Source organism: Alloalcanivorax gelatiniphagus, from assembly GCF_005938655.1.
Classification (GTDB): Bacteria; Pseudomonadota; Gammaproteobacteria; order Pseudomonadales; family Alcanivoracaceae; genus Alloalcanivorax; species Alloalcanivorax gelatiniphagus.
This window is the reverse complement of sequence record NZ_VCQT01000025.1, coordinates 49,597-74,060: the sequence shown is the minus strand read 5'-3', so window position 1 is coordinate 74,060 and position 24,464 is coordinate 49,597. Positions and strand designations below refer to the sequence as shown.

Sequence of the window (24,464 nt, the reverse complement as noted above, 5' to 3'; positions counted from 1 at the left end):
TTCAGGGCTGTTCCGCCGGTTGCGGGTCGCTGTAGTCGGCCACCAGCACGCGGCGCAGGATCTTGCCCACCGGGGATTTGGGAATCTGTTCAATGAATTGGTAACGGCGTGGCCGTTTGAAACGGGCCAACCCGGAGCTGACGCAATGGGCATCCAGCAGCTCTTCGGTGATCGGCTCGCGCAGCTTGATAAAGGCGGTGACCAGCTTGCCCCACTGCTCATCGGGCAGACCCACCACGGCGACTTCCTCCACGGCGGGGTGCAGGGAAAGCACGTTCTCGATTTCCGCCGGGCTCACGTTCTCGCCGCCGGTGATGATCAGGTCATCCACCCGGCCGGTGACGAACAGATCGCCGTCGTTGTCGAAAAAGCCGGTGTCGCCGGTGAAGTACCAGCCTTCGCGGATCGATTTGGCGTCCGCGTCCGGGCGGCGCCAGTAACCTTCAAACGCTTCGTCGCTGGCCAGGTCGGCGATGATCTGGCCCTCCTCGCCGGCCGGCACCACATCGGCGGGGGAGTCGGCGCTCAGGTGCACCACCCGGATGCGCTGGTTGAGCGCGCTGCGACCGGAGGAGCCGGGCTTGCGGTTGGCGGCCTGATCGATGGTGAAGGTGTACACCTCGGAGCTGCCGTAATGATTGACGAACAGATCCGGCTGAAAGGCTTCCTGCACGCGGCGCATCAGACCGTCGCTCATGGGCGCCCCGGCGAAGCCGATCTTGCGCACGCTGGCGACCCGCTCCGGGCTGAACGCCGGGTGTTCGATCAGCATGTGGTAAAGGGTGGGCACCAGGTACAGGTTGCTGATGCGCTCGCGCTCGATGGCGTCCAGGGTGGCTTCCACGTCGAACCGGGGAATGCACACGAAGTGCCCGTCCAGCAGCGCCATGGACAACAGCGACCGCACCCCCATGGTGTGGTACAGCGGCATCACGCCCAGCGTGCATTCTTCCTGGCTGTACAGGTTCTGCGCCACATGGGCGAGGGCGGCGGCGCGTTCGGCGCGGTGCCGGCGTGGCACCCCCTTGGGGCGGCTGGTGGTGCCGGAGGTGTAGAGCATCAGTGACCAGTCCTCCGGACCGGCGCGCAGGATGGTGCCGGTGGGCGCCCGGGCGCACAGCTGGTCGAAGCGGTGGCTGTCCTGGAACGCCGCGTCACCGATGCTGACACAGGGGATCGCCGGGTCGCCCATGGCGCGCACCGCCTCGAGCACCGATTCGTCGTGAACCAGGGCGCGGGCGTCCGCGTTTTTCAGGGTCCAGGCCAGGTCCTCGGCGGTGCAGCGCCAGTTGAGCGGGGTCATGACAATGCCGGCGAACTGGCAGGCCCAATGCAGCGTGGCCATCTGCCAGCGGTTCTGCATCGCCGCCACCAGATGGTCCCCCTTGGTCAGTCCCAGGTCCTGCAGCCCCTGGGCGGCGCGCTGAATGACATCGAACCAGTCCTGGTAACTGAGGCGTTGGCGGCCGTCACTGACCGCCGTCGCCTGGGGGCGCCGTTCCACGGCCGCCAGAAAGCTGCGTCCAAGATCAAACATCGTTGGGGTTCTCCGAAGCATTTTGTTGTGATTCGCCGCTTTGGCGTTGGCGGGCTACCTCCAGCACCGCGCGCACGATGCCGGTGTAGCCGGTGCAACGGCACAGATGCCCGGACAGCATGTCGCGCACCTGCGCTTCGTCCGGGTCCGGTACCTTTTGCAGAAATTCCACGCAGGACATCAGAATGCCGCTGGTGCAGAAGCCGCATTGCAGAGCGTGATGGCGGCTGAAGGCCTGCTGCAGGTCGTTCATCACGTCGTCCCGGGCCAGGGATTCCACCGTGTCGATGCGGCGACCGTCCGCCTGCACCGCGAGCATCAGGCAGGAGCGCGAGGCGACGCCGTCCACCAGCACCGTGCAGGCGCCGCACACGCCGTGCTCGCAGCCCACGTGCACGCCGGTGGCGCCCAGCTCGTGGCGCAAAAAGTCGCAAAGCTGGGTGCGCGGCTCGGCGCGGCCATGGCGGGTTTCGCCGTTCAGTTCCAGTTCGATCTCACTGCGCTGTTCAGCGGGGGCGTGCATGGGAAGGCTCCTCGATCAGTCGCTGGCCCAGTTCGCGCACCAGCTGGCGCCGGTAGGCCGCGGAGGCATGAACGTCGTCCTGGGCGCCCAGCGACCAGGCCAGGGTGTTGAGGGCATCGGGCAAGTCGTCGCCCAGGGGCAGCGTTTGCGCCACCGGCCGGTCGGCCACGCCGCCCACGCCCAGGTGGGCGCCGTCGTCGCGCAGGCACAGGGCCAGGGCCACCAGGGCGAAGTCGCCGTGACGCATGGCGATCTCCTGGAAGCGGTAGTCGGTGCCGTCCTGCGCCAGCGGGAAGCGCACCTCGCTGATCAATTCCCGGGGCTGGCGGTCGGTGGTCAGCAGACCCTGAAAAAAGTCCGCCGCCGGCACTTCCCGCCGTTTGCCCTTCAGCGATTCCAGCACCACGCTGCCGCCCAGGGTCACCAGGCAAAGCGGAATCTCCGCGCTCGGGTCGGCATGGGCCACGGAGCCGCACACGGTGCCCCGGTTGCGGGTCTGGAAGTGGCCGATCCAGGGCAGCGCCTTGGCCAGCAGCGGCACTTCCCGGGCCAGCTCGGCGCGGTCGGTGAGCTGCACCTGGCGCACCGCCGCGCCCACCGCCAGATAACCGCTTTCGTTGCGGATCCGGTTGAGTTCCTCCACCCGGTTGATGTCGACCACCACCTTGGGCTGGGTGAGCCGCATATTGAGGGTGGCCATCAGCGACTGGCCGCCGGCCAGCAGCCGGGCGTCCTCGCCGTGTTCGTGGAGCAACCGCAGCACTTCCTTTTTGCTGGAAGCGCGCACGTAATCGAACGACGCCGCCTTCATGATGCGTCTCCCTTGCCGAGCAGCCGCGCGATCAGCGCGCGCAGCCGTTGCCAGAGGCCGCCGCCCACCGGCTTGCCGGTGAGGCGCTGGGCGAGCCGGTTGAACACCTGGCCGATAATGATTTTCGAGGCGCTTTGCAGCATGCGGCCGCCCACCGCCGCGATCTTGCCGCCCACGTCCACCTCGTAGACGTACTCCAGGCGGGTGTGGCCGTTGTCCAGTTCCACCAGGGTCACGTGGGCGCTGCCGGAGGCGGAGCCCATGGCGCTGTCGCCGGAGCCGGACAGCCGCAGGGAGCGGGGCGGGTCCAGGTCGCTGAGCCGGACCCGGGCGGCGAAGCGCGCCTTGATCATGCCCACGCCCACGGTCACGTCGGCGCGGTACTGGTTGTCGCCTTCCAGCTCCAGGGCATGGCAGCCGGGAATGATGGCGCGCAGGGTTTCCGGATCGAGCACGGTGTCGTAGACGGTTTGCGGCGACGCCGGCACCACCACCGAGTCCCGCGCCTGCAGGGCCGGCCCGCCGGCGCGGGGCGCGGCCAGCGGCTCCAGCCCTTCCGGCGCCGGCGGCTCGTCGATGCCGATCAGGCCGCGCACCCGGGACGGGGTCAGCGGCAATTGGATGTCGTCGCGGCCCAGGGCGTCGGCCACCGCGTTGGCGATGCACACCGGCGTGCTCATGTTGTTGCCTTCGCCCACGCCCTTGGCGCCCAGCGGCGTGAACGGGGAGGGCGTTTCGGTGTGCAGGATCAGCGGTTCCACCGCCTCCGGGGCGGTGGGCAGCAGGTAGTCGGCCAGGGTGCCGGACAGGAAGCTGCCGTCCTCGCCGTAGGCGAACTCTTCCATCAGCGCCACGCCCAGGGCCTGGGTGAAGCCGCCACGGATCTGACCGTCCACCAGCATCGGGTTCAGCAGGCGGCCGGCGTCGTGGCAGGTCACGTAGCGGTCGATGTGGACCTCGCCGGTGACCCGGTCGATCTCCACGCCGCAGTAATCGAAGATAAAGCCGTGGCACAGGGAGCTGTTGATGTGATCGTCGTCGTCCGGCGCCTCCAGCTGGGGCGGCGTCCAGAAGGCGGTCTCGCGCAGGCCGCCGCTTTCACTGTCCGGCAGCAGGGCGGGGGACCAGTGGGCGGTGCCGGCGACACGATGGAAGCCCAGGCTGGGGCCGTCCTCGATAAAGACCTTGCCGCCGGCGAAGCGCACCTGCTCGGGGTCGGCTTCCATCAGGGTGGCGGCGATGTTGGCCAGCCGCGCGCGCACCTGCAGCGCCGCCTTGTGCACGGCGCCGGCCACGGCGCCGGCGAAGCGGCTGGAATAGTTGCCGGAGGCGATCGACCAGGGGTCCTTGCCGGTGTCCAGCTCCACATTGACCAGGATGCTGGCCGGGTCCACGCCCAGCACCTCGGCCACCACCTGGGCGACCACGGTCTGATGACCCTGGCCCTGGGGCGTGGAGGAGACGTGCGCGGTGATGCCGCCGAGCGGATCGATGCTGAGGGTGGCGGTGCTGACAGCGCCGTTCTTCGGGCCCGCCTTGGCGCGCTGCTCCGGCGTCAGGGCGGTGGTGATGTAGCCCATATTGGAAATCGACGGCTCCACCACCGCGCACAGGCCCACGCCGTACAGCTTGCCCTCGGCCCGGGCCTGGTCACGGCGCCGGATCAGCTCGTGGTAGCCGCCGTCGCGCAGGGCCAGGTCCACGGTGCCGGGGTAGTTGCCGGAATCCAGCAGCGCCCCGGAGGCGGTGCGGTAGGGGAAGGCGTCCGCCGGCAGCAGGTTGCGGCGCATCACGTCCAGCGGATCCAGGTTCAGTTGCCGCGCCACCTGGTGCATCAGACGCTCCAGGGCGAAGTACATCTGGCCGCCGCCGAAGCCCCGGTTCAGGCCGCTGGGCAGTTTGTTGGTGAGCACCACCCGGTTGCGCACCGACAGATTGCGGATGCCATAGGCGCCGGTCAGGTTGCCGTGCATGCGATAGAAGGTGGCCGGCTCCGGCGCGCGCAGATAGCCGCCGCAGTCGTCGATCTGGTCGTAGCGCAGGGCGGTGACGCGGCCGTCCGCGTCCACCGCCGCCTCCATGTCCGCCACCCGGTTGGTGGCGCTGGAGGAGGCCTGCAGGTGCTCCAGCCGGTCCTCCACCCATTTCACCGGGGCGCCGGCCTTGCGCGCCGCCAGGCCCATCAGCACCACATAGCTGAGCACGCCCTGCTTGATGCCGAAGCTGCCGCCGGAGTCCGGCGGCGTGCGCAGCCGCAGCCGGTTGCTGGTCACGTTCAGCGCCCGCGCCATCACCGAATGCAGCGCGTAGGGGCCCTGGAAGTTGGACAGAATGTCGTACACGCCGGTGGCCGGCTGATACTGGCCCACCACCACATAGCACTCGATGGGGGTGCAGGAGTTGCGCGGGAAGCGCACCTTGATGGAAACCCGATGCTCCGCCTCCTCGAAGGCTTTTTCCGGATCGCCGTAGCGGAAGTGGCGCTCGTTGACCACGTTGCCGCCCACCGCCTCGTGCAGCACCGGCGCGTCCTCGGCGGCGGCTTTCTCCGGATCGATCACCGGCTTCAGCGGCTCGTATTGCACCCGCACCAGATCCAGGGCGTCCTCCGCCCGGTAGCGGTCCTCGGCGATCACCACGCACACCGGCTCGCCCACGTAGCGGACCTTGTCCACCGCCAGGCACCAGTGCTCCATGGGCGCGCCGCGCACGCCCACCGGGAACGGGTGGGCCCAGCGCTTCACGTCCTCGCCGGTGAGCACCGCGCGCACGTCCTTGAGGGCGAGCGCCTCGGAGGCGTCCACGGACAGCACTCGGGCATGGGCATGGGGGGAGCGCACGACGGCGGCGTGCAGGGTACCCGGCGGCGTCGCCAGGTCGTCGGCGTATCGGCCCAGGCCACGCAGCAGGGCCTGATCCTCGAAACGGGTCTGGGACCGGCCGATGTGACTGCCATCGGCTCGGGTCTCGGTGCTGTGATCGCTCATCCAGGACTCTTTATTCTCTTATCCGAGAGCCCTAGTGTCGGTCGCGCGCCTTGGCGATGCCTTGCCGGGCGCGATGGATTTCTGTCCCCGGGTCGGGGGATTTACCTTTCAGTCTGATCGTCCCACCGTGCGCGAACCGGATGAAGCGGACCAGGCCGCCCAGGAAGAGGAACAGCGCCTGGTGCTGCGTGCCCTGGACCGGGAGATCAGACTGCTCGACAAGATCGACGCCGCCCTGCGCCGTCTGACCAGGGGTGAATACGCCATCGACGCCAAGACCCGCCGGGAAAACCGGGAGCAGCACTACCGCCCCGTCCGTGGGCTGAAGCTCGCTTCAGCGGCGCTCCGGTTTCCAGGCAAAACCCAATCCCACCAGCAGCAAGGCGGCCAGCAGGACGCCCGGCAGCAGCGGGCCGGCGGGCGCCGCCGTCCCCTCGGTCGACGGGCGGGCCACCGTTTCCATTACCCGACCGGTGACCCGGGCCGGCGCCGGGCCGGCCGGTCCCTGCATGGAAGCCGGCGCCGCGTCGGGGGCGGCGGGTGCCTGGCCGGTGGCGGACCGCAGGGCGTCGCGGTAGCGTCCCACCAGCTCGGCGCCGCCGGGGGCGGAGGCCAGGGTGGTTTCGATCTGTCCGGTCAGGGCCGGGTTGCGGCACAGTGTGGCGTTGCAGGCGCTGCCGTGGGCCAGGGTGCTTTCCACCAGACGCCGGGCCACCTGACGCCGGTCCGCGTCGCTGGCCCGCCACTGGCCCCGTTCGGCGGCGCCCAGCAGATTGGCCAGCAAACCTTGCTCCGCATAGGGATTGTGGCGGTCGAGAAAGGCCTGCATATCCAGCCCATACTCATCGTCCACATAGACCGATTTCACCTTGGCCCAGTCGGCGCTGGTCACCACCTGCTGAGTGGTGCTGTTCCACAGATCGAGCTGGTCGGTGAGGAACAGAAAAGTGCGCGCGCCGTCGTAGCCGTGGGCCTGCATCTGAGCAATCCAGCGCGGATTGAAGTAGCGGGTGGTGAGCTCTTCCTGCACCGCGCGGGCGGCGCTTTGCAGGGAGTCACCGCCGGCCCGGTCCGGGCGGCTTACGTACAGCTCGGCCCCGGCGCCGCCGGCGGCGCGGGCGGCCATGTCCAGACCACCGAGAAAGGCCGCCGACATCGGATGATCGAGCATGCCGTTCACATCGCTGGAGCGGGGCAGCACCGCGCCCTGCAGCCCCTTCACGGTGTCCGCGAACAGCGCCGGCCAGGCGGCGCCCTGCTGGCCGCCGCCGTACACATGGCCCATGCGATCCCGATAGAGCGCCGCCATATCCGCCTGGTCGCCGCGCTGGTCGCCGGCGCGGGCAAGAAACTGAATGTTGGGCGAATAGGCACCGGGGGCGGTGGAGAACACCCGGGCCCGGGACAATTGCTCGGCGCGCTGATCGTCCATCCCCTGTGCTTTCAGGGCCCGGGCCCGCTGGCGACTGGTGGCGGCCACCGGGTTATCGCTTTCCGGGGCCTCGGCGGCGAGGCGCACCGCCTCGTCGATCAGATCCATCAGGCCGCCGTAGTGATCGCGGTAGGTGCCGCTGGTGGTCACCGTCACGTCCACCCTGGGGCGCCCAAGCTGTTCGCGGGAAAGGCGCTTCAGGCCGCTGACCCGGCCCTGGGCGTCCCGTTCCACGGCGACCCCCAGCAACGCCAGGATGTGCGCTTCATTGACGCCCTGATTGCGGGTGGTCTCGCTGGAAAACAGCACGAACGCCAGCTGTTCCGGGTAGCGACCCTGGTGGTCCTCGCGGAAGGCGGCGACGGTGTCGGCGGCCAGTTGCCGGCCGGTGGCCTCCGCTTCCGGGGTGGGCATGATGGCCGGATCAAAGGTGTACAGATTGCGCCCTACCGGCAGGCTGTCGGCCCGGCGCAGCGGCGAGAACATGGGCCCGGGCTCGATCCAGTGGCCTTCCAGCGCGTCCAGGATGGCGTCGATTTCGCGGGGTGCGCCACGCAGGCCCTCGGCGTAGCGGCGGGCCCGTGCCACCGCCTGGCGTTCCCGGTCGGACAGGGCTGTGCCGTTGGCCCTGGCCAACGCCTCGGCGTCGCCCCCGGCCACCGCCACCTGGAGGACCGCCGATGGCAGGGTGGTGCCGGTGTTGCCCTTGAGCATGGCCGCCACCATGCCGGTCAAGGCCTCCGGCGGTGGCACGCTACCCAGTACCCGGGTGCCGTAGGGCATGCTTTGGGCTTCCAGATTCTGAATATGATCGTTCAACGCCTGACGCAGGGACTGGAACGGCATCTCGTCCAGGTCCTCGCCGAGCATGCGGTCCAGCCCCAGGGAAACCGCTTCATCGCGGATCGCCCGGCGGGCGCCGGCGCGCAGGTCCTGGTGCCCCTGCAGATCCGGATAGCGGGCGAGCAGATCCTTCAGGGGGGCCAGGGTGGCCAGCTCGCCGGTGGGCACCACCAGGTTGTACCAGCCCGGCGTCAGCGCCAGCGCCTTGCGCTTGTTGGCCAGGCCGCCGGCACCGCCGAGTCGCTCCGGATGAATGTGCGGGGTGGGGCCGAGCAGCCGGCCGATGGCGTCGTCCGCCAGGGGGCCCTCGCTCTTGCCCGGCTGCAGCACGATATTGCTGAACAGGCTTACCCAGGCGTCCGCCTTGAACTCCTTCTGCATCCACAGAAAGAACGCCGCGTACTGGTGATGGGGGGGCAGGGCGTCGGCGGATTTCAGCGCCTTTTCGTTTTCCAGGTACCCCCAGGCCGGGTGCGCGGCGATCACCACCTTGCCGAAACGCAGCGCCGGCAGCATCACAAAGGGATCGCCGTCCGGGTCGCCCACCTGAATGTGGCCGGGGGGCGGCCCCCAGACATCGATCATGCGCTCGCGCAGGGACGCTGGCAGGCCGTCGAACCATTGCTGGTAACGGGCCAGGGGCACCTTGATCACGTCGTCGCCGGCGGCCCGGCGGCGCAGGGACTGGCCCGCCCAGCCGCCGATGTTGGCGGCCTCCTCCACCAGCCGTTGCGACAGCTGGTCGCGGTCCGGCAGCGGGGCCTGGCCCAGGTCGTAGCCGCGTGCTTTCATTTGCTTCAGCAACTGGATCAGGGTGCCGGGCACATCGAGAAAGTCGTCCGGGTCGGCGCCCAGGTCCGCCTTGCCGCCGCTCTCGCTCCAGAACGTGAAGACCACCCGCTTGTCGGCGTTGGCACGGCGTTGCAGCCGCGCCCAGGACACCGCCCGGGCGGCCCGCCAGCGTACCTGTTCGGCCATCGGCTCGGCGTCCCGGCGGCCGAAACGGCGTTGCCCGGCGGCGGCCACCGCCAGGGGCTCGAAGGTGCCGTCGCGTTCGCCCCGGGCCACGTTGCCGGAATCCCGTGGCGCCAGGCCGTGGTCCGATTGCCGGTAGGCGGCACCGTCGCGGCCGCGTACCTGAAGGGCCGACAGCACCGGCACGCCCAGGGCGCGGGCCCGGTCGATGCCGGCTTCCCGGTGATCACGGTCGAGCACGGTACCTTGGAAAATCACCGCGTCCACCCGTGGCAAACCCCGGTCGTCCTGCAGCCGGTCCAGCCGTGGATCGTCGTCGTAGGCCAGGGCCACCGGTTCGCCGCCTTCCGCCCGCACCGCCTCGATCAGGGCGTCGACGGTGGCCAGGTCTTCCTGAAGATACAGATTGCGATGGAACAGAATGCCGATGCGGGGCAGGGCGTCGGCGTCCGCATCGCGGGTTTCCCGGTAGGCGGCCCAGTCGTCGAACAGGGCGTCGGCGCCGGGCCGGTAAAAGCCGTCCTCGGGATAGTGGCGGGGGGCGGCAACCGTGGACGCCGGCGCCCCGGCCACCACCACCCTGGCCAGATAGGTGAGCAGGCCCCGGTAATTTTCCTGGGACGGCTGGCGCCAGTACTCGGCCAGCCGCGCCGCCTGTTCCCCGGTGACGGTGCCGGCCAGACCCGGCGCCGGTGATGTCACCGCCAGGCGCGTGGCGGCGCCGACCCGGGTCAGCAGGGCCCGGTGGGCTTGCGCCTGGTCGGAGCCGCCGTCCACGAACACCACATCCTGATGGGTCAGCGTGGTCTCGGCGTCATCGTCCAGGGTCTGGCCGCCGTCACCGGCGGCGTATACCGTTACCTCCACCGACGCGCCCAGCGCCCGGGCGGCACGCAGGACCTCGCCGGCGCCGGTGCTCTCGCCGCCATCGTAGACCACCGCGATGCGTGCCGGCGCGGCGCTCGCCATGGTGGCGCACAGCAGCACGGTGAACGTGGCCGCGACCAGAGCCGCCCCTCTCCACCAGGGCGTCATGGTGTCTCCCCATCTTCCGGCACATACACCACCTGGCCATCGGCAAGCCGGTAGGCGGTGCCCAAACGGGTGCCGGCACCGCTCAGCTCCCGATCACTGACCTTCTGTACCTTGATGCTCTCGCGCTCCTTGGTGATCAGGGTGGTCTCACCGGCGGCGTTCTGTGTCATCACCGTGACCCGGCTGTCGGGATCGAGAAAATCCTGCAGTGAGAACAACGAAAACAGCGCCAGGATCAGTGCCACGATAAAGGCCAGACTGACATCGAACAGATTGGCGATGCCGGATAACGGGTCGTCGTCCAGGGCGCTTTCCGTGAAGCGGCGATGGCGGCGCAGCAGGCGGTGCTCATGCATGGGCGGCGCTCTCCGGTCCGGCCAGAAGGGACTCGGCGTGCAGTGCCAGCTCGGCGCCGTCATCGCGGGCCCAGCGCTCGCGCACCGCCGCCAACAGGAACGCCACCACGCTGATCGCCAGGCCCAGCACGGTGGCGGCGAAGGCGGTGACCATATTGCCCGCCAGGGCCGGCATCTGGCCCTCGGCAAGCCCCTGCAGGGCGTGGGCCATGGGAATCAGCGTCCCCATCAGGCCCAGCGCCGGCCCCACCCGCACCAGCAGTCGCAGGCGGGTGACGGCCCGCCATTGGCGGTGTTCGGCCTCCACCAGAATCCGTTCCAGACGCAGCGAAAGCGGGGTGTCGCCGGCTTCCCGTGCCGCCCGGTCGAGGTGTTCCAGCCCGGCGTCCGGCCGCCGGCGCGTCAGCCCCTGGCGCAGGCACTGGCCCACCGCGATCAGGGTCAGGGCGGCGGCCAGCAACAACCCGACCATCACCGGCCAGGCCAGCAGATCGGCGATGCCGTGCAGAATCAAACGCAGCGTATCGAGGGGCGTGGCCATGGAAGGCTCCTTAGAAATCGTAGCGGTAGCTGGCCAGAATCAAACGGCCGGCGGCCGGGTAGTCGGCCTTCTCGTAGTAGTAGCGATCAAACAGATTCTCCACCTGCAGGCCGACGGTATGGTGGCTGGTGAGGTACCAGCGCAGGTCCGCGTCCACCACCGTGGTGCTGTCGAATTCGAACCGGCGCTCCTGGCCGCCGCTGAAATAACGCCCGGAGCTGTAATCGTTATCCTGCATGCCCTTGACGTAACGGGCGGCGAGGCGGGCGCCGAACCGCGCGCCTTCGTAATCCAGCGCCGCGTTCATTTTGAAGCGGGCCACGTTGCGCAACGGTTCCTTACCGCCCGGCAGTTCCTGTTCACGCTTGGTGTAATAAGTGGACGTGCCGGTGAACCGAAGGCTGCCGGGCAGGGCGCTGAGCCAGCGATCAAGATCCACGCCGAAGGTGGCCTCGAGACCGTCCGCGCGGGCACTGCTGGCGTTCACATAGGTGGTTTCGCGCAGATCATTGGTGCTGGTCAGGATCACGGTTTCGATCTTGTTCTTCACCCGGGTCTGGAACCCGGTCAGGTCCGCGTTCCAGGCATCGGCCTGGTAGCCCACGCCGACGTCGTAGGTAGTGCTGGTTTCCGGGTCCAGGTCCGGGTTGCTGTAGGTGATCTGCAGGCGCTGGCCGACGATCTCCTCGGTACGCCCGGCGGTTTCGCGGGTCAGCGGCGCCACGAAGCCGCGACCGGCACTGGCATGCAGGCGCCAGCGGCGATCCTGCTGCGGGAAGAACACCACCCCGGCGCGCGGGTTGAAGGTATCGAACCGTGAGCTGCCGGGCACCAGGTCTTCCCGATAGGGGGTGGCCTTGGCACGGTTCTCGATTTCATCGTAGCGGGCGCCCACATCCACGATCAGGCGGTTGTCCAGCCACTTGGAGGTGAGTTGGGAATAGACGCCCAGGGTTTCCCGCTCATCGTCCGGTGAGTAAGGGCCCAGGCGTTCGCCGTCCGCGTTGTAGCGGCGATTGGTGTTGGTCACTTCCTCGTAGTCCAGGCCGTACACCCAGAGCCAGCGCTGGCTCAGTGTCCAGGCGTCGCGCAGCTGCGCGCCGTGAAACCGGGTATCGCGGTCGCTGTCGTTGTAGAGCAACTCGCCGCCGGCGGCCTTGTGGCTGTCGTAGGCTTCCCGGGTGGTGTAGGCCCGCACCGTGGGCTGATGGTCGCCAACCCGGCCGGCCAAGGACAGGTCGAAGCCGTAGCCGTTCACATTGGAGCGGCCCTGGTTCAATTCGCGGTCGGATTCGGCGCCGGGGGATTCCACATCATTACCGCGTAGCACCTGGCCGCGCAGATCCACACGCCAGTCCGGGGTCAACCCATAACCCAGCCGCGCGTAACCGGAGCGGGTCTGGTACGAGGTGAAGGGTCGCTTGGCGCCGCCGCCCTGATGGAAGCCATCGTCGAAATACCGGGATTGGCGGCCCACATCGTAATCGTCGAACTGGCTGCGCTCATCAAAGGCCACGTCGAAATCGAGCCGCGACGTCAGGCTGCCGCCGGCGTGCGCGTCCGCGCGCAGGGTTTCGTAGCTGCCGGCGGCGATGCCGACACCGCCGGACACCGACCCGCGGGAGTCCCGGGTGATGAAGTTGATCACCCCGCCCATGGCGGAAGAACCGTACACGGCGGACGCGGAGCCTTTGACCACTTCCACGCGCTCAACGCCGGCCATGGGCAGATTACCCAGACTGGTGACCCCGGCCGGACGACCGTCGATCAAGACCAATACCCGCTGGTTGGTGCCGGAGAATTCCGGCCGGAAGCCGCGCATCCCGACCCCGGAACGGCCGCCGGGATACTGAATCACATCCACGGAGCTGAGCTTTTTCAGAAAGTCGGTGGCAAAGGCGGCGGGGGTCTGGGCCAGCTCCTCCCGGTTGATCACCTCCACCTGTGCGGCGACTTCGCGCCGCTGGGTGGCGGTGCGGTTGGCGGTCACCACCACCGCGTCCAGGTCGGCGTTCACGGAAGAGGGCGTTTCGGCGGCGCGAACCGCGCTGCCCGGGTAGACAAGAAAAGCGGAAACGGCAAGAAAAAAGGATGGCTTGAACATCGATGTCCCATTGTCGACGCCCTGGACCGGACGTGCTGGCAATAAAAAGAAAGCGGACGAACATCAATGTTCTGGCCGACAACGCGCGCGGCCCCGAACGGTGACCTCCCTAATCGGCGACGAACAATATGTTATAACGTATCAAAATGCAAAGACGATTTGCCGCCGAATGGGACGCGGGCGGTGCCCGGATCCGCGGGCCCGATGTCGGAGGCGCCCGTCGGTTTCACGGTCAACGTACGGGTTCAGCGAAGCTCAATCGGATTGCAAAAACATCCGCAGTGCCACCGCGTTATTGTGCTCGCGGTCGCGGGCGGCGAACAGCAGGGTCAGCACGCCACCGTCGCAGGCGCTCAGCAACGCCTCCACCGCGTCGCGCCGCTGTCGCAGCTCGGCATGGTATTTCTGATAGAAGGCGGCCCAGCGTGCCGGATCGTGACCGAACCATTTGCGCAGCTCCGAGGAAGGCGCCAGGTCCTTGCGCCAGTCGTCGGCTTTGAGGGCTTCTTTTTTGATGCCGCGGGGCCAGATCCGGTCCACCAGCACGCGATAACCGTCGGACGGCTCCGCCGGGTCGTGGACACGTTTGCATTGAATGCGAGAGGGCTGTTTCATGGCGTGCTCCTGCGGGGGATTCCGGACAAGCGGACCGGGGAGAAAAGCCAGGGGAAAAAGAATGGTGCCGGAAAGAGGAATCGAACCTCCGACCTACTGATTACGAATCAGTTGCTCTACCGACTGAGCTATTCCGGCACGTTCCCGCCCGGACGGGCGAGGCGGGCTAGTTTAGCAGGACCGCCCGCCGAGACAAGCCCGGCGGGCGCGGATCGCTCAGTCGCCGGCCTTGAACACCAGTGAGGCGGAGTTCAGGCAGTAGCGCAGGCCGGTGGGCGGCGGGCCGTCGGGGAACACATGGCCCAGGTGGCCGTCGCAGCGGGCGCAGCGGATTTCGGTGCGGATCATGCCGTGGCTGTCGTCGCGCAGTTCCTTGACGTGCTCCGGGTCCACCGGCTGGTAGAAGCTGGGCCAGCCGGTGCCGGATTCGAATTTCTCGTCGGAGCGGAACAGGGGCAGGTGGCACAGCTTGCACTGGTAGGTGCCGCTTTCCTTGTTGTCGAGCAGGCCGCCGCAGAACGGCGGTTCGGTGCCCTGGTTGAGTAGGATGCGGCGTTCCTCGGCGGTGAGGCCGGCGGCGCGCTGTTGCTTCTCGGCGTCGGTGAGCGGCGTCAGGTCGTAACCGCTGGCGGACGTACTCATGGACGAACCTCTTTGATCAGTGAGTCGTTCAGGATTTCAGCAGATCGGGAAAGGCGGCGTGAAGCTTGTCCAGCTTGGGCCGCGCCACGTGCTGAATATAGGGTTGGTTGGGGTTACGGCGGGCGAAGTCCTGGTGGTACTCCTCCGCCGGGTGGAACGGGTGGCCGGTTTCGATGGTGGTGACGATGGGCGCGGTGAAGGCGCCGGCGTTGTCCAGTTGGGCGATGTAGGCTCGCGCCACCCGTTCCTGGTCCTCGTCCACGGGGAAGATCGAGGAGCGGTATTGGGGTCCCCGGTCGTTGCCCTGGCGGTCTTTCTGGGTGGGGTCGTGGGCCACCGAGAAGAACAGTTTGAGCAGGTCGCCAAAGCCGATGCGGGCCGGGTCGTAGGTGACCTCCACCACTTCCGCGTGGCCGCTGCGGCCGCCGCACACCGCTTCATAATTCGCATTGTCCGCGTCGCCGCCGGCGTAGCCGGAGACCACGCTGGCGACTCCGTCCAGGGCGGCGTACACCGCCTCCACGCACCAGAAGCAGCCGCCACCGAGAATGGCGCGGCCGGCGTCCCGGTCGGCGGGCAGGGTGTCCGCCGGGTCGGGGAACCGGTCCGGGTGGATCGCCAGGGATGTTCCGGGAATCACGGCTTTCATGGTACCTCCATGGATGCTGGATCAGGGGCAGGGGGCCAAGGGGCCCGCTGCATGCTCAGCAGATGGGGGCGTCCGCCCCGGGTATCAATGCCCGGGGCGGCGGGGTCAGGGCAGCAGGCCGGCCTGGCGCAGGGCATCGCGCAGGGCGCGGCACTGGCTCTTGGCGATGGCGGCCTGGTCATTGGCCTCGTGGGTGCGGGCGATGCCGTACCACAGGGAGGCACCGGTGCCGTCCATCAGGTAGGCGGGGAAGCGGTCCTCGGTGTCTTCCAGGGGCGCCCGCTGGATGCGCTGCCCGTCCAGGCCCAGGCGCCAGGTGGGTTGCACCTCGGTGTCCTGGTTGAGCGGGTTGAGTTCGCGCTGGTCCGGCAGGTTGGGCGCCGAGGTCAGCAGCCCGGTCAGATCCACCAGCAGGATGCGGTCGACCTGGTGCTGGCCGGCCCAGTCGCTCAACGCGGCGCGGCCGTCCTGGTCCCAGAACGGTACTTCCTGGTGGGCCAGATGCACGGTGAGGCCGCTGCGGGCGAATACCGGCCGGCAGATCAGCTCCCAGGTTTCCCGGGTATCGCTTTCCGGGCTCTGCGCCGCCAGCAGCACGGAGGTGGCCGGCGGCGGCGGGCTGTCGGTGACGGTGCGGGTGGTGATCTGGGTGGTGCTGGCGCAGCCGGCCAGGCCTGTCAGCGACAGCATGGCCAGCGAGAAAAGCAGTGTCCTCATGGACGACCTCCGTTGAACGAGGACACAGTGTAGCAGCGTGTCCGGCGCTGTCACCGGACCGGGCCGGCAAATTCGCGGCGGCGGTCAGGGAAACGCCGGAGAGGTGAGCCCGGGGGCGTGCTCGCCGGCCAGAATCCGCAGCTGGAAGTGGCCCGGCGGTGCCGGCGGCGGGTGGTACCAGCGCACCTCATAGTCGGCACCCTGTTGGTTCTGGTCGATCAGACGCAGGGCCAGGTCGCCGCTTTCGTCGTCGATCACCAGGGCCCGGTCCTCGGTGCGGGTAACCCTTAGCAGCGTCTGGTGCAGGGTCAGGGCCCCGGGGGGTTCACCGTGGAATCGCCAGGCCCAGTATGGGCCCTGTTCGTCCTTGGCTTCATGGAAGCGCGCGCTCTGTCGCCATTGCCGGGCCCAGCTGTGATCCCGCGCGGCGGTGGGCCAGTAATCGTGGCGCAGCAGGTTGAAGTCGGCCCGCGCCGGCAGCTCCGCCACCTGGCCGGTGCGCCACAGGTCGGCGCTCAGCCGCGCGCTCTGCGCGGTGAGAAAGTCCAGGGTGTGTGGCCCGTACAGGGTATGGCCGCCCTCGTAGAACTGGGCGCCGTATTCCTCCGGGGTGACCGCGTAGCCGAAGAAACCGTTGGCCAGGCTGGAGATCTCCACCCGCCAGTCCTGCCCGTCGGGCAGGGTGTCGAGCACCGCGCCGCGCAGCCGGTTGCCGCTTTCCAGGGTAATTTCCCAGGGCAGCGGCACCAGCACCAGATCGTTGACGCGCAGCACCTGGAACAGGGCGCGGTGCGGAAACGCTTCCGGCGCCAGCAGCAGCTGGGCCTTGGACAGCATCCATTGTTTGACGCCCTGGCAGCCGTCGGTGAACAGCCGCCGGGGCCAGCCTTCCTGCAAGAAAGGCAGATAGGAAATCGGGAACACCTCATCGCCGTTGGCGGCGCCGGCCACCGACGCCCCCACCACCGCCCTCGGGCACAGCCCGTGGCGCTGGTCGTCGTCCAGTGCCAGCAGATCGAGCTGGCGGGCGCCGGCGGCGGTGACCAGGCGCGGCGACATCCGCTCGCCCAGGGATTCGAACAGGTCGGCGGCCTGCTCGCCGAGAGCGGTGCCGATGCGCCGGGCTTCCAGGTCGCCACGATGTTCCGGCAGCCAGGCCGGGTTGTTGTCGGCATGGGTGGCCTGGACGGCGCCGTGCACCAGGGGCCAGGGCAGTTCATCGGCGGTGAAGCGGCGGACGGGCCCCCGCGCCAGCCAGTGCCAGACGTCCGCGTGGTAGGGGCCGGTGAAGGCGGGGATGGCGGTGCCGTGGATGGAAAACAGGGTCAGGGCGCCGGCCGGATAGTAGCGGCCATCGTCCGCCTGCAGATCAATGCGCAGCTGGGTCATGCGCGGGTTCACCGCGCGCCGCTCGGTATTGCCGTCCAGGGTGTCCGGGTCCAGCTGATGGTTGCGGGCCCAGGCCTGTATCGAGCGGTTGCGGGTCAGCCCCCACACCTGCCGGGCGCCGGTGGCGAACCGTGCCGGGCGGCGGCCCTGGTAGGCGCGAATCACCGCGCTGCTGATGCGCTCGGCCAGGAAGTCGAACAGCACCGGGTCGAAACCGGGTCGGTTGCCGCCGAACACATTATAGACATCGCTGCCCAGGTACTGGCCGGGCCCGGAGTGGGTGTGGGTGACCAGCAGGCTGAGGCCCTGGGCGGGTACATCGGTGTGTTCGGCGATGCGCTGCGCCACCGCGTAATGCAGGGGCAGGGAGCCGGCGCCCAGGTCCAGCTGAACCAGGGCCAGCGGCGTGCCCCCGGGACCGTGCAGGTAGAAGGCCCGGGCCTTGAGCCGGGTGCGCAGGCCGTCGCCGTCGGCGGCCCAGGCGGAATAGCCGAACTTGGGCAGGCCGATGGCCGGCGTGATATCCACCTCGGCGACACCGGCCAGGGCCGGGCCGGAGAGCGCTGCCGGGCGCGGCGCCGGCACCTGGAAACTGAGTGACGCGCGGGGATAGAACAGAAATGGCCAGGCTGTGTGGAGCAGGGCGGCGCCGGCGAGCAGCAGCAACACCAGCAACCCCATTCCCAGGCGCCGGCGTGATCGACGGGCGGGAGGCATGAGCTGTCCGATCCTTGAATTTTTATATTTGTACGAACGTACCATTGGGTCCCGGGTCGCACAACAAAAAAGCGGTCCAGCGGTGACGTTGGTACGGAAGGGATACAAAGCGACAACGCTGGGACACGTTATGAAAACCCGGAGTGATGTTTTCAACACTATTCCTACTGGAAGTCACGGGAACTCTGTTTTTTTTATGCCCTCCAGCTATTCCAATGCTTGCAGTGTAATCCGTTGATACCCGAGGGGGGTAACACCATGCAAGCAAGCTTCAAATTATCCGCATTGGTAGTGGCCGTGGGGCTGGCGATGCAGCCGGCTCTGGCGGAGGAACATTACGAAGAGGATATGAATACGCGCCAGTACGTGGGTGGCTTCGGCGCCTACGTGGATCTGGACGAGGACCGTCAATACAACGACGATGCTTCCGGCTATGGCGTCTTTTATGGTCGCCAGCTCTCCGATCGCGTCTGGTGGGAAACCGAGTTCGGGTTCTACAAGATGGACCCGGGCATTCCCAACACCCAGGACTTCTATCAATACCATCTGACCACGGGCCTGGCCTATGCGTTCGGTGACCGCACCGGGTTCACGCCCTATGCCATCGTCACCGTGGGCGCCATCGACCAGGAAGTGCTGCCCGATAACGACCAGGACACCAACTTCGGCGCCACCGCCGGCTTCGGCGCGGTCACCGGCCCGGTGTTCGACAACGGCCTGAAATTCCGTGGCGACGTGCGCTACGTCTATGACGATTTCGACGGTGCCGGCCCGGCCCGCGGCGACGGTCCCTTCGGCGATGTGCGCCTGGCACTGGGCGTGGAATTCCCGCTCGGCTACACCAAGGTGGTCACCAAGGAAAAAGTGGTGGTGGAAACCCGCGAGGTGCGCATCCAGCCCAAGCCTTCCATTGATTCCGACGGCGACGGCGTACCGGACGATCGTGACCAGTGCCCGAACACCCTGCAGGGCGGGCAGGTGGACGCCAAGGGCTGTTTGATCGCCAACCAGACCGTGACGCTCAGCAACATCAACTTTGAATTTGATTCGGCGCGGCTCACCGCCGGTTCTGAATCGACCCTCAACCGGATCGCGGACTCGCTCAAGGCGCAGACCGACTTCCGCGTGGAGGTGGCCGGCCACACCGACAGCGTCGGTAACGCCAACTACAACCAACAGCTGTCCAGCCAGCGTGCCGAAGCGGTGCGCCAGTATCTGGTGATGCGCGGCGTCGACGCCGACCGGCTCACCGCCCGTGGTTACGGTGAACTGGAGCCGGTGGCCAGCAACGACAACGAATCCGGCCGCGCGATGAACCGCCGCGTCGAATTCCGCGTCACCGAGAAGTGAGGAGAATCGACATGTTGAACATCAAGAATCTGACCATGCTGGTCCTGCTCGCCGTGCTTGGCGCCGGCATCTACGGCTGTAACGCCAGCAGTGGCGGCGGCGGTGGTGGCGGTGGCGGCGGTGATCCCACGCCCAACGTGCCCGACGACCAGGACAACGACGGCATTCCCGATGACCAGGACAACTGCCCGGCGGTGGCCAACCACAGCCAGCTGGACCAGGACCAGGACGGCATCGGCGACGCCTGTGACGACGACATCGATGACGATGGCGTCGACAACGACACCGACAACTGTCCGCGCGTGGCCAACCCGGCCCAGACCGACACCGACGGTGACGGCATCGGCGACGCCTGCGACAACAACATCGACCAGGACGGTGATGGCATCGAGGACAACAAGGACAACTGTCCGGCGGTTCCGAACCCCAACCAGTCCGATATCGATAGAGATGGCATCGGCGATGTCTGTGACAACGATATCGACGACGACGGCGTGCCCAACGACGACGACAACTGCCCCTACACCGCCAACAACGATCAGCTGGACACCGACGGTGACGGCACCGGTGACGCCTGTGACGGCGATACCGACGGCGACGGCGTGCCGGACCAAAGCGACAACTGTCTGCTGGTGCCCAACCCGAACCAGGAAGACCTGGACGGTGATAACGTGGGCGACGTTTGCGACGACGACCAGGACGGCGACGGCGTGAACAACGTGGACGACGAGTGCCCGCGCACCCCCGGCCCGGCCATCAACAACGGCTGCCCGGTGGACAACACCCAGGACGAGGATGACGACGGCGTGCCGGACGACATCGACAACTGCCCGACCATCGCCAACGCCGACCAGGCGGACGCGGACGGCGACGGCATCGGCGATGTGTGCGACACCAACGGTTTCACCTGTAATGCCACCAGCGCCTACCAGCCGCTGCTGAACACGGACTTCCAGGCCTCCGGCAGCTCCACCGGTCTGGCCGTGGCCAGCGTGGAAAACCCGGGCTACATCATCGATAACATCGACGATAACTTTGCCCAGATGAACGTGTCCGCGGCACTGATCTACGGCGGCGCCGAGATCCACGCCGACGCCATTGACGACAGCAATGACTTCACTGGCATTGACCGCATCGGCTTCGTGATCTCCGACCCGGCCTCTCCGCTGCTCAACCTGGGCCTGCTCGGCAACTTCCTGACCCTGCGTCTGGTGGACAACGGCCAGGTGGTACAGAGCTTCACCGTGGACGGCGGCCTGCTTGATCTGGAACTGCTGGGCCTGTCCCTGGACAGCAACCAGCGCTTCCTGTCCGCCGAAGTGGACACCAGCGCGGTGACCTTCGACAGCGTGGAACTGGAGTACGCGGGCCTGCTCAACGTCAGCGACGAGCTGCGCATCCACCGCGTCTGCGCCGGCACCACCCCGGCACCTTGATACTCTCTCTGATCAGTCAGATCATGGGGCGCCCTCGGGCGCCCCTTTTTTTTGGTTCTTCGCTGTGGGTACCCGGAACCCTTGTGTAGGAGCGACTTCAGTCGCGATAAGGTGGCAATGGCACCGCCGTTGATCGCGGCTGAAGCCGCTCCTTGTGTCTCTCCACGGGTTGATGGTTAGCTACCATCATCCTATCAGCCCGGTGGCAACCCGAGCCGCTCCTGAGGTCCGTGAACCTGTGTTGTAGATCGGACCACCGGGCTGTTTCTCTCAAAACTTGAACGGTATCCAAGCCACTTCCGGTTAGAAGAGAGGCTGCACAGACAAGGCAAGGTAGAGAGATGGCTTACATCGGCATCGACGTTAGTAAGAGCAAGCTGGACCTATGCTGGCTGCGTGAAAACGGCAAAGTGAAGACCAAGGTCTTCACCAACCACCCCAAACACTTTCCCGCATTGATCGACTGGCTGACCCGCCAAACCGGTGAGCAAGCCCGGGATTTGCGCGTGTATCTGGAAGCCACGGGTATTTACCACGAGCCGGTGGCCGAATGGCTGCACGAAGTCGGTGTCCAGGTCCATGTCGTGAACCCCGCCCAGGTCCGGCATTACGGCCATGCGTTGGGCCACTCAGGCAAGACGGACAAGAAGGACAGCCAGCTTCTGGCGCGCTACGGGCTCGACCGGCAGCCACCCCGGTGGCAACCGGAACCGGCGGCGATTCGGCGGTTACGGCGCCTCGCCGGTCGTCTGGAGACTGTCCAGCAAGACATCCAGCGGGAAGAGAATCGGCGAGAGAAAGCGATGTTCAGCCGGGATACGGAGACGGTGTCATCGATCGATCAGGTTCTGCTGGCCCTGCAGGGCGAGGCGAAACGGCTGCGCGAAGAGATCAAAGACCATATCGACGGCGATGGTGATCTCAAACGCGACCAGGCGCTGCTTGAGAGCATCCCCGGAATCGGTGAAGTCACCTCGGTCCATCTGATGGTTCTGTTGCGAGGCAAGACGTTCCGCAGCGCTCGCCAGGCGGCGGCGTTCGTGGGGCTGGTGCCATGCGAATGGACATCGGGCAGCTCGGTGCGAGGTCGACCGCGTCTAACCAAGAAAGGCTCGCCGGCGATGCGCCGACGGCTTTACATGGCGGCGCTGACCGCAAGCCGCTACAACCCGGTGGTTCAAGGGTTCTACACTCGGTTGCGGCAGGCCGGAAAAACGCCCATGTCCGCACTGACTGCGGCAATGCGCAAGCTGATGCACATCGCCTTCGGCGTGCTGCATCGGCAAACCCCATTCCAGACCCAACCCGCTGGGGGTTGAGTCCGGATAGGAGAGACGGTATCTACAGCCTCCATCCCGCATTCTGGTTCATCGCGGCCCTTGTGTAGGAGCGACTTCAGTCGCGATAAGGTGGCGATGGCACCGCCGTTAATCGCGGCTGAAGCCGCTCCTACAGTTTCCATCCCCCATCCCGGTTCATCGCGGCCCTTGTGTAGGAGCGACTTCAGTCGCGATCAGCTGGCGATGGCACCGCCGTTAATCGCGGCTGAAGCCGCTCCTACAGCCGCCATCCCTGAACTTTTTTTCGTTCCCCTCACGCCGCGCCTTGCACCCTCCATTTAACAATTCGCCGCCGATCACCCTTTTCGGTTAGATTGGTGCGCAGGAGGGATCGAACGTATGACTCAAAACCCGGTAACCGCCACGCTGCTGGCGGCGCTGACGTTGCTGTTGCTGGCCGGCTGCGGCCAGGGCCCTGACTACACTGAAACCGGCGACCTGGAGGCGCTGCGCGAACGGGGCGTGCTGCGTTTGGCGGCGCCACGTTTCGATGAAGAACAGGCACTGGTGCGCGAGGGCGTGCCGTTGCAGGAGTTTCGTGAGCAGGCCGAGGCCGCCGCCGAAGCGCTGGGGCTGGAACCGCGCTGGGTCTACGCCGACAGCACCGGGGCGCTGGCGGAACTGCTGAACGACGGTGGCGCCGACATGATCGTCAGCAACTATTCGGTCACCGAGGACCGGGGCGAGTCGGTGGCGTTCTGTACGCCGGTGGCGGTGATCGACGAATACCTGGTGGTGCCGACCAGCCGTGAAGGCGACGACCTGGCCGGGCTGGGCGCGATGACCCTGGCGGTACCGGAAGGCACCGCCTACGCGGAAACCGCCGCCGGGCTGGCGGAGCGCTTCGACGACATCAAGGTGGAAACCCTGCCCGGCGACACCTCCGACGTGGCGCTGCTGGACGCGGTGGCCGAGGGTCTCTATGGCGCCACCATCGTCGACGGCAACATGCTGGAAAGCCTGTTGATGGACTATGACGACCTGCGCCGGGGGCCGGTGGTGCAGGAGCGCCGGCGCATTGCCTGGGCGGTGCGCCAGGGCAACCCGGAGCTGCGCGCGGCGATCAATGAGTTCATCGTCAGCCACCATGTGAGCGCCTCGGTGCAGAAGCGGGTGCAGCGGGACTGGAAGGCGATCAAGGCGGAGGGCGTGCTGCGCGTGATCACCTCCAACAACCCGGCCAGCTACTTCCTCTGGCGCGGTGAACTGATGGGGTTCGATTACGACCTGATCCGCCATTTCGCCAAGCAACACGGCCTGCGGGTGCGCATGGTGGTGCGCAACAGCGCCTCGGAAATGTTCCAGGCCCTGGAAGAGGGCGCCGGCGATGTGATCGCCGCCTCCATGACCGTCACCGAGGAACGCAAGCAGGCCGGCTGGCACTTCAGCAAGCGCTACCTGGAAGTGCACGAACAGATTATCGGCCGCGCCGACGAGGCGCCGTTCGAGTCGGTGAACGAATTGGACGGGCGCACCGTGACGGTGGCCGCCGACAGCGCCTTCGTGGACAGCCTGGAGCGGCTGCGCGCCAGCGGCATCGACCTGTCCCTGCGACGGCTGGAGGGGGTCACCTCGGAGATGCTGATTCAGCAGGTGGCCGACGGCGACGCGGACCTGACCATGGTGGACAGCCACCTGGCGGCCCTGGAAAGCACCTACCGCGATGACATTCAGCCGCTGTGGACCCTGGAAGGCGAGCGCCACATCGCCTGGGGCCTGCGCGCCAATCAGCCGGCGCTGAAAAAGCAGCTGGACGGCTACATCGGCCGCAACTACAAGGGCCTGTTCTACAACGTCACCTTCAACCGCTATTTCACCGAACCCAAGACCATCCGCCTGCACGAGGAATACCGGGTGGAAGCGGGCAAGCAGATCTCGCCCTATGACGATCTGATCAAGGAATACGCCCTGAAATACGGTTTCGACTGGCGCCTGGTGGTGTCGCAGATGTATCAGGAAAGCAAGTTCAACCCGGATGCCCGCTCGTTCGCCGGTGCCCAGGGCCTGATGCAGGTGATGCCGCGCACCGCCCGCCAGTTCGGCTTCAGCGACCCCCACGACCCGGAGCAGGGCATTGCCGCCGGCATGGCCTACCTGCAATGGCTGGAGGACCGCTTTCCACAACGGCTGGAACTGGCGCAGAAACTCTATTTCGGCCTGGCCGCCTACAACGCCGGCTCCGGCCACGTGGAAGACGCCCGGCGCCTGGCCCAACGCCTGGGCAAGGACCCGGACCGCTGGTTCGACAACGTGGAAAGCGCCATGCTGCTGCTGTCCCGCCCCCAATACGCCCGCCAGGCCCGGTTCGGCTACGTGCGCGGCTCGGAACCGGTGAAATACGTGCGCGAGATCCGCAACCGGTATCTGGGTTACGTGGAATTCACGGTGGAAAACAACATTTCCGCGCAGCCGGAATGATTAGAGGCTCAGGCCTCAGGCCTCGGGCCTGAAGCTGCAAGCTGCAA

Annotated in this window: 17 protein-coding genes, 1 tRNA gene and 1 pseudogene; 5 read left to right on the top strand and 14 right to left on the bottom strand. The window is 67.2% G+C overall.

The annotated features are described in order from the left end of the window. Position 1: 1 nt before the first annotated feature. The 4 genes from FGS76_RS07150 to FGS76_RS07135 are packed head-to-tail and all read right to left on the bottom strand — an operon-like array spanning position 2 to position 5,858. Complete coding sequence (locus FGS76_RS07150) at positions 2–1,537, bottom strand: AMP-binding protein (RefSeq protein ID WP_138771933.1); 1,536 nt, start codon at positions 1,535–1,537, stop codon at positions 2–4. Continuing rightward, entirely contained in the window at positions 1,530–2,060 is a 531-nt protein-coding gene (locus FGS76_RS07145; protein ID WP_138771932.1) for a (2Fe-2S)-binding protein, read from the bottom strand. Before FGS76_RS07145 ends, FGS76_RS07150 begins: the two co-directional genes overlap by 8 nt. Beyond that, positions 2,044–2,871: an FAD binding domain-containing protein gene (locus FGS76_RS07140; protein ID WP_138771931.1), complete on the bottom strand. Its 828-nt coding sequence runs from the start codon at positions 2,869–2,871 to the stop codon at positions 2,044–2,046. The genes FGS76_RS07145 and FGS76_RS07140 overlap by 17 nt, the downstream gene beginning before the upstream one ends. Beyond that, complete coding sequence (locus FGS76_RS07135; protein WP_138771930.1) at positions 2,868–5,858, bottom strand: xanthine dehydrogenase family protein molybdopterin-binding subunit; 2,991 nt, start codon at positions 5,856–5,858, stop codon at positions 2,868–2,870. Before FGS76_RS07135 ends, FGS76_RS07140 begins: the two co-directional genes overlap by 4 nt. A gap of 73 nt (positions 5,859–5,931) precedes the next feature. Here FGS76_RS07135 and FGS76_RS19830 point away from each other — a divergent pair. Beyond that, a pseudogene (locus FGS76_RS19830) lies at positions 5,932–6,048 on the top strand (hypothetical protein); the annotation flags it as partial. Between the two features lie 144 nt (positions 6,049–6,192). Here the strand turns inward: FGS76_RS19830 and FGS76_RS07125 are convergent. The 10 genes from FGS76_RS07125 to FGS76_RS07080 all read right to left on the bottom strand — a co-directional run bounded on the left by FGS76_RS07125 (position 6,193) and on the right by FGS76_RS07080 (position 17,873). After that, positions 6,193–10,143 carry a cobaltochelatase subunit CobN gene (locus FGS76_RS07125; protein WP_138771928.1) on the bottom strand — a complete coding sequence of 1,317 codons (3,951 nt, stop codon included), beginning with the start codon at positions 10,141–10,143 and terminating at the stop codon, positions 6,193–6,195. After that, positions 10,140–10,499 carry a DUF2149 domain-containing protein gene (locus tag FGS76_RS07120; protein WP_138771927.1) on the bottom strand — a complete coding sequence of 120 codons (360 nt, stop codon included), beginning with the start codon at positions 10,497–10,499 and terminating at the stop codon, positions 10,140–10,142. Before FGS76_RS07120 ends, FGS76_RS07125 begins: the two co-directional genes overlap by 4 nt. Then, a complete protein-coding gene (locus FGS76_RS07115) occupies positions 10,492–11,040 on the bottom strand; it encodes a MotA/TolQ/ExbB proton channel family protein (RefSeq protein WP_138771926.1) in 549 nt (182 codons plus the stop codon). The genes FGS76_RS07120 and FGS76_RS07115 overlap by 8 nt, the downstream gene beginning before the upstream one ends. A 10-nt stretch (positions 11,041–11,050) precedes the next feature. After that, the gene (locus tag FGS76_RS07110) at positions 11,051–13,144 is read right to left on the bottom strand and encodes a TonB-dependent receptor plug domain-containing protein (RefSeq protein WP_138771925.1); all 2,094 of its coding nucleotides are present in this window, start codon (positions 13,142–13,144) and stop codon (positions 11,051–11,053) included. A 255-nt stretch (positions 13,145–13,399) separates the two neighbouring features. Then, the gene (locus FGS76_RS07105; protein ID WP_138771924.1) at positions 13,400–13,759 is read right to left on the bottom strand and encodes a DUF488 domain-containing protein; all 360 of its coding nucleotides are present in this window, start codon (positions 13,757–13,759) and stop codon (positions 13,400–13,402) included. 62 nt (positions 13,760–13,821) lie between these two features. Beyond that, positions 13,822–13,897, bottom strand: a tRNA-Thr gene (locus FGS76_RS07100). 78 nt (positions 13,898–13,975) lie between these two features. After that, positions 13,976–14,401, bottom strand: coding sequence for a peptide-methionine (R)-S-oxide reductase MsrB (gene msrB / locus FGS76_RS07095; protein WP_138771923.1), 426 nt, complete (start codon positions 14,399–14,401; stop codon positions 13,976–13,978). A gap of 28 nt (positions 14,402–14,429) precedes the next feature. Then, complete coding sequence (gene msrA, locus FGS76_RS07090; RefSeq protein WP_138771922.1) at positions 14,430–15,050, bottom strand: peptide-methionine (S)-S-oxide reductase MsrA; 621 nt, start codon at positions 15,048–15,050, stop codon at positions 14,430–14,432. 105 nt (positions 15,051–15,155) lie between these two features. Next, entirely contained in the window at positions 15,156–15,767 is a 612-nt protein-coding gene (locus FGS76_RS07085) for a hypothetical protein (RefSeq protein WP_138771921.1), read from the bottom strand. A gap of 84 nt (positions 15,768–15,851) precedes the next feature. Further along, positions 15,852–17,873 carry a neutral/alkaline non-lysosomal ceramidase N-terminal domain-containing protein gene (locus FGS76_RS07080; protein ID WP_170214419.1) on the bottom strand — a complete coding sequence of 674 codons (2,022 nt, stop codon included), beginning with the start codon at positions 17,871–17,873 and terminating at the stop codon, positions 15,852–15,854. Between the two features lie 258 nt (positions 17,874–18,131). Between FGS76_RS07080 and FGS76_RS07075 the strand changes: the two genes are divergently transcribed. The 4 genes from FGS76_RS07075 to FGS76_RS07060 all read left to right on the top strand — a co-directional run bounded on the left by FGS76_RS07075 (position 18,132) and on the right by FGS76_RS07060 (position 24,417). Continuing rightward, complete coding sequence (locus tag FGS76_RS07075) at positions 18,132–19,223, top strand: OmpA family protein (protein ID WP_138771920.1); 1,092 nt, start codon at positions 18,132–18,134, stop codon at positions 19,221–19,223. 11 nt (positions 19,224–19,234) lie between these two features. After that, the gene (locus FGS76_RS07070; protein ID WP_138771919.1) at positions 19,235–20,659 is read left to right on the top strand and encodes a thrombospondin type 3 repeat-containing protein; all 1,425 of its coding nucleotides are present in this window, start codon (positions 19,235–19,237) and stop codon (positions 20,657–20,659) included. Between the two features lie 341 nt (positions 20,660–21,000). Then, positions 21,001–21,978 (top strand): IS110 family RNA-guided transposase, encoded by a 978-nt coding sequence (locus FGS76_RS07065; protein ID WP_138771918.1) that lies wholly within the window; start codon positions 21,001–21,003, stop codon positions 21,976–21,978. 360 nt (positions 21,979–22,338) lie between these two features. Next, a complete protein-coding gene (locus tag FGS76_RS07060) occupies positions 22,339–24,417 on the top strand; it encodes an MltF family protein (RefSeq protein WP_138771917.1) in 2,079 nt (692 codons plus the stop codon). Positions 24,418–24,464 lie beyond the last annotated feature (47 nt).

Coding starts and splice junctions, on each gene's coding strand:
- FGS76_RS07150 (WP_138771933.1), bottom strand. CDS start 1,537: ATGTTTGATCTTGGACGCAGCTTTCTGGCGGCCGTGGAACGGCGCCCC.
- FGS76_RS07145 (WP_138771932.1), bottom strand. CDS start 2,060: ATGCACGCCCCCGCTGAACAGCGCAGTGAGATCGAACTGGAACTGAAC.
- FGS76_RS07140 (WP_138771931.1), bottom strand. CDS start 2,871: ATGAAGGCGGCGTCGTTCGATTACGTGCGCGCTTCCAGCAAAAAGGAA.
- FGS76_RS07135 (WP_138771930.1), bottom strand. CDS start 5,858: ATGAGCGATCACAGCACCGAGACCCGAGCCGATGGCAGTCACATCGGC.
- FGS76_RS07125 (WP_138771928.1), bottom strand. CDS start 10,143: ATGACGCCCTGGTGGAGAGGGGCGGCTCTGGTCGCGGCCACGTTCACC.
- FGS76_RS07120 (WP_138771927.1), bottom strand. CDS start 10,499: ATGCATGAGCACCGCCTGCTGCGCCGCCATCGCCGCTTCACGGAAAGC.
- FGS76_RS07115 (WP_138771926.1), bottom strand. CDS start 11,040: ATGGCCACGCCCCTCGATACGCTGCGTTTGATTCTGCACGGCATCGCC.
- FGS76_RS07110 (WP_138771925.1), bottom strand. CDS start 13,144: ATGTTCAAGCCATCCTTTTTTCTTGCCGTTTCCGCTTTTCTTGTCTAC.
- FGS76_RS07105 (WP_138771924.1), bottom strand. CDS start 13,759: ATGAAACAGCCCTCTCGCATTCAATGCAAACGTGTCCACGACCCGGCG.
- msrB (WP_138771923.1), bottom strand. CDS start 14,401: ATGAGTACGTCCGCCAGCGGTTACGACCTGACGCCGCTCACCGACGCC.
- msrA (WP_138771922.1), bottom strand. CDS start 15,050: ATGAAAGCCGTGATTCCCGGAACATCCCTGGCGATCCACCCGGACCGG.
- FGS76_RS07085 (WP_138771921.1), bottom strand. CDS start 15,767: ATGAGGACACTGCTTTTCTCGCTGGCCATGCTGTCGCTGACAGGCCTG.
- FGS76_RS07080 (WP_170214419.1), bottom strand. CDS start 17,873: ATGCCTCCCGCCCGTCGATCACGCCGGCGCCTGGGAATGGGGTTGCTG.
- FGS76_RS07075 (WP_138771920.1), top strand. CDS start 18,132: ATGCAAGCAAGCTTCAAATTATCCGCATTGGTAGTGGCCGTGGGGCTG.
- FGS76_RS07070 (WP_138771919.1), top strand. CDS start 19,235: ATGTTGAACATCAAGAATCTGACCATGCTGGTCCTGCTCGCCGTGCTT.
- FGS76_RS07065 (WP_138771918.1), top strand. CDS start 21,001: ATGGCTTACATCGGCATCGACGTTAGTAAGAGCAAGCTGGACCTATGC.
- FGS76_RS07060 (WP_138771917.1), top strand. CDS start 22,339: ATGACTCAAAACCCGGTAACCGCCACGCTGCTGGCGGCGCTGACGTTG.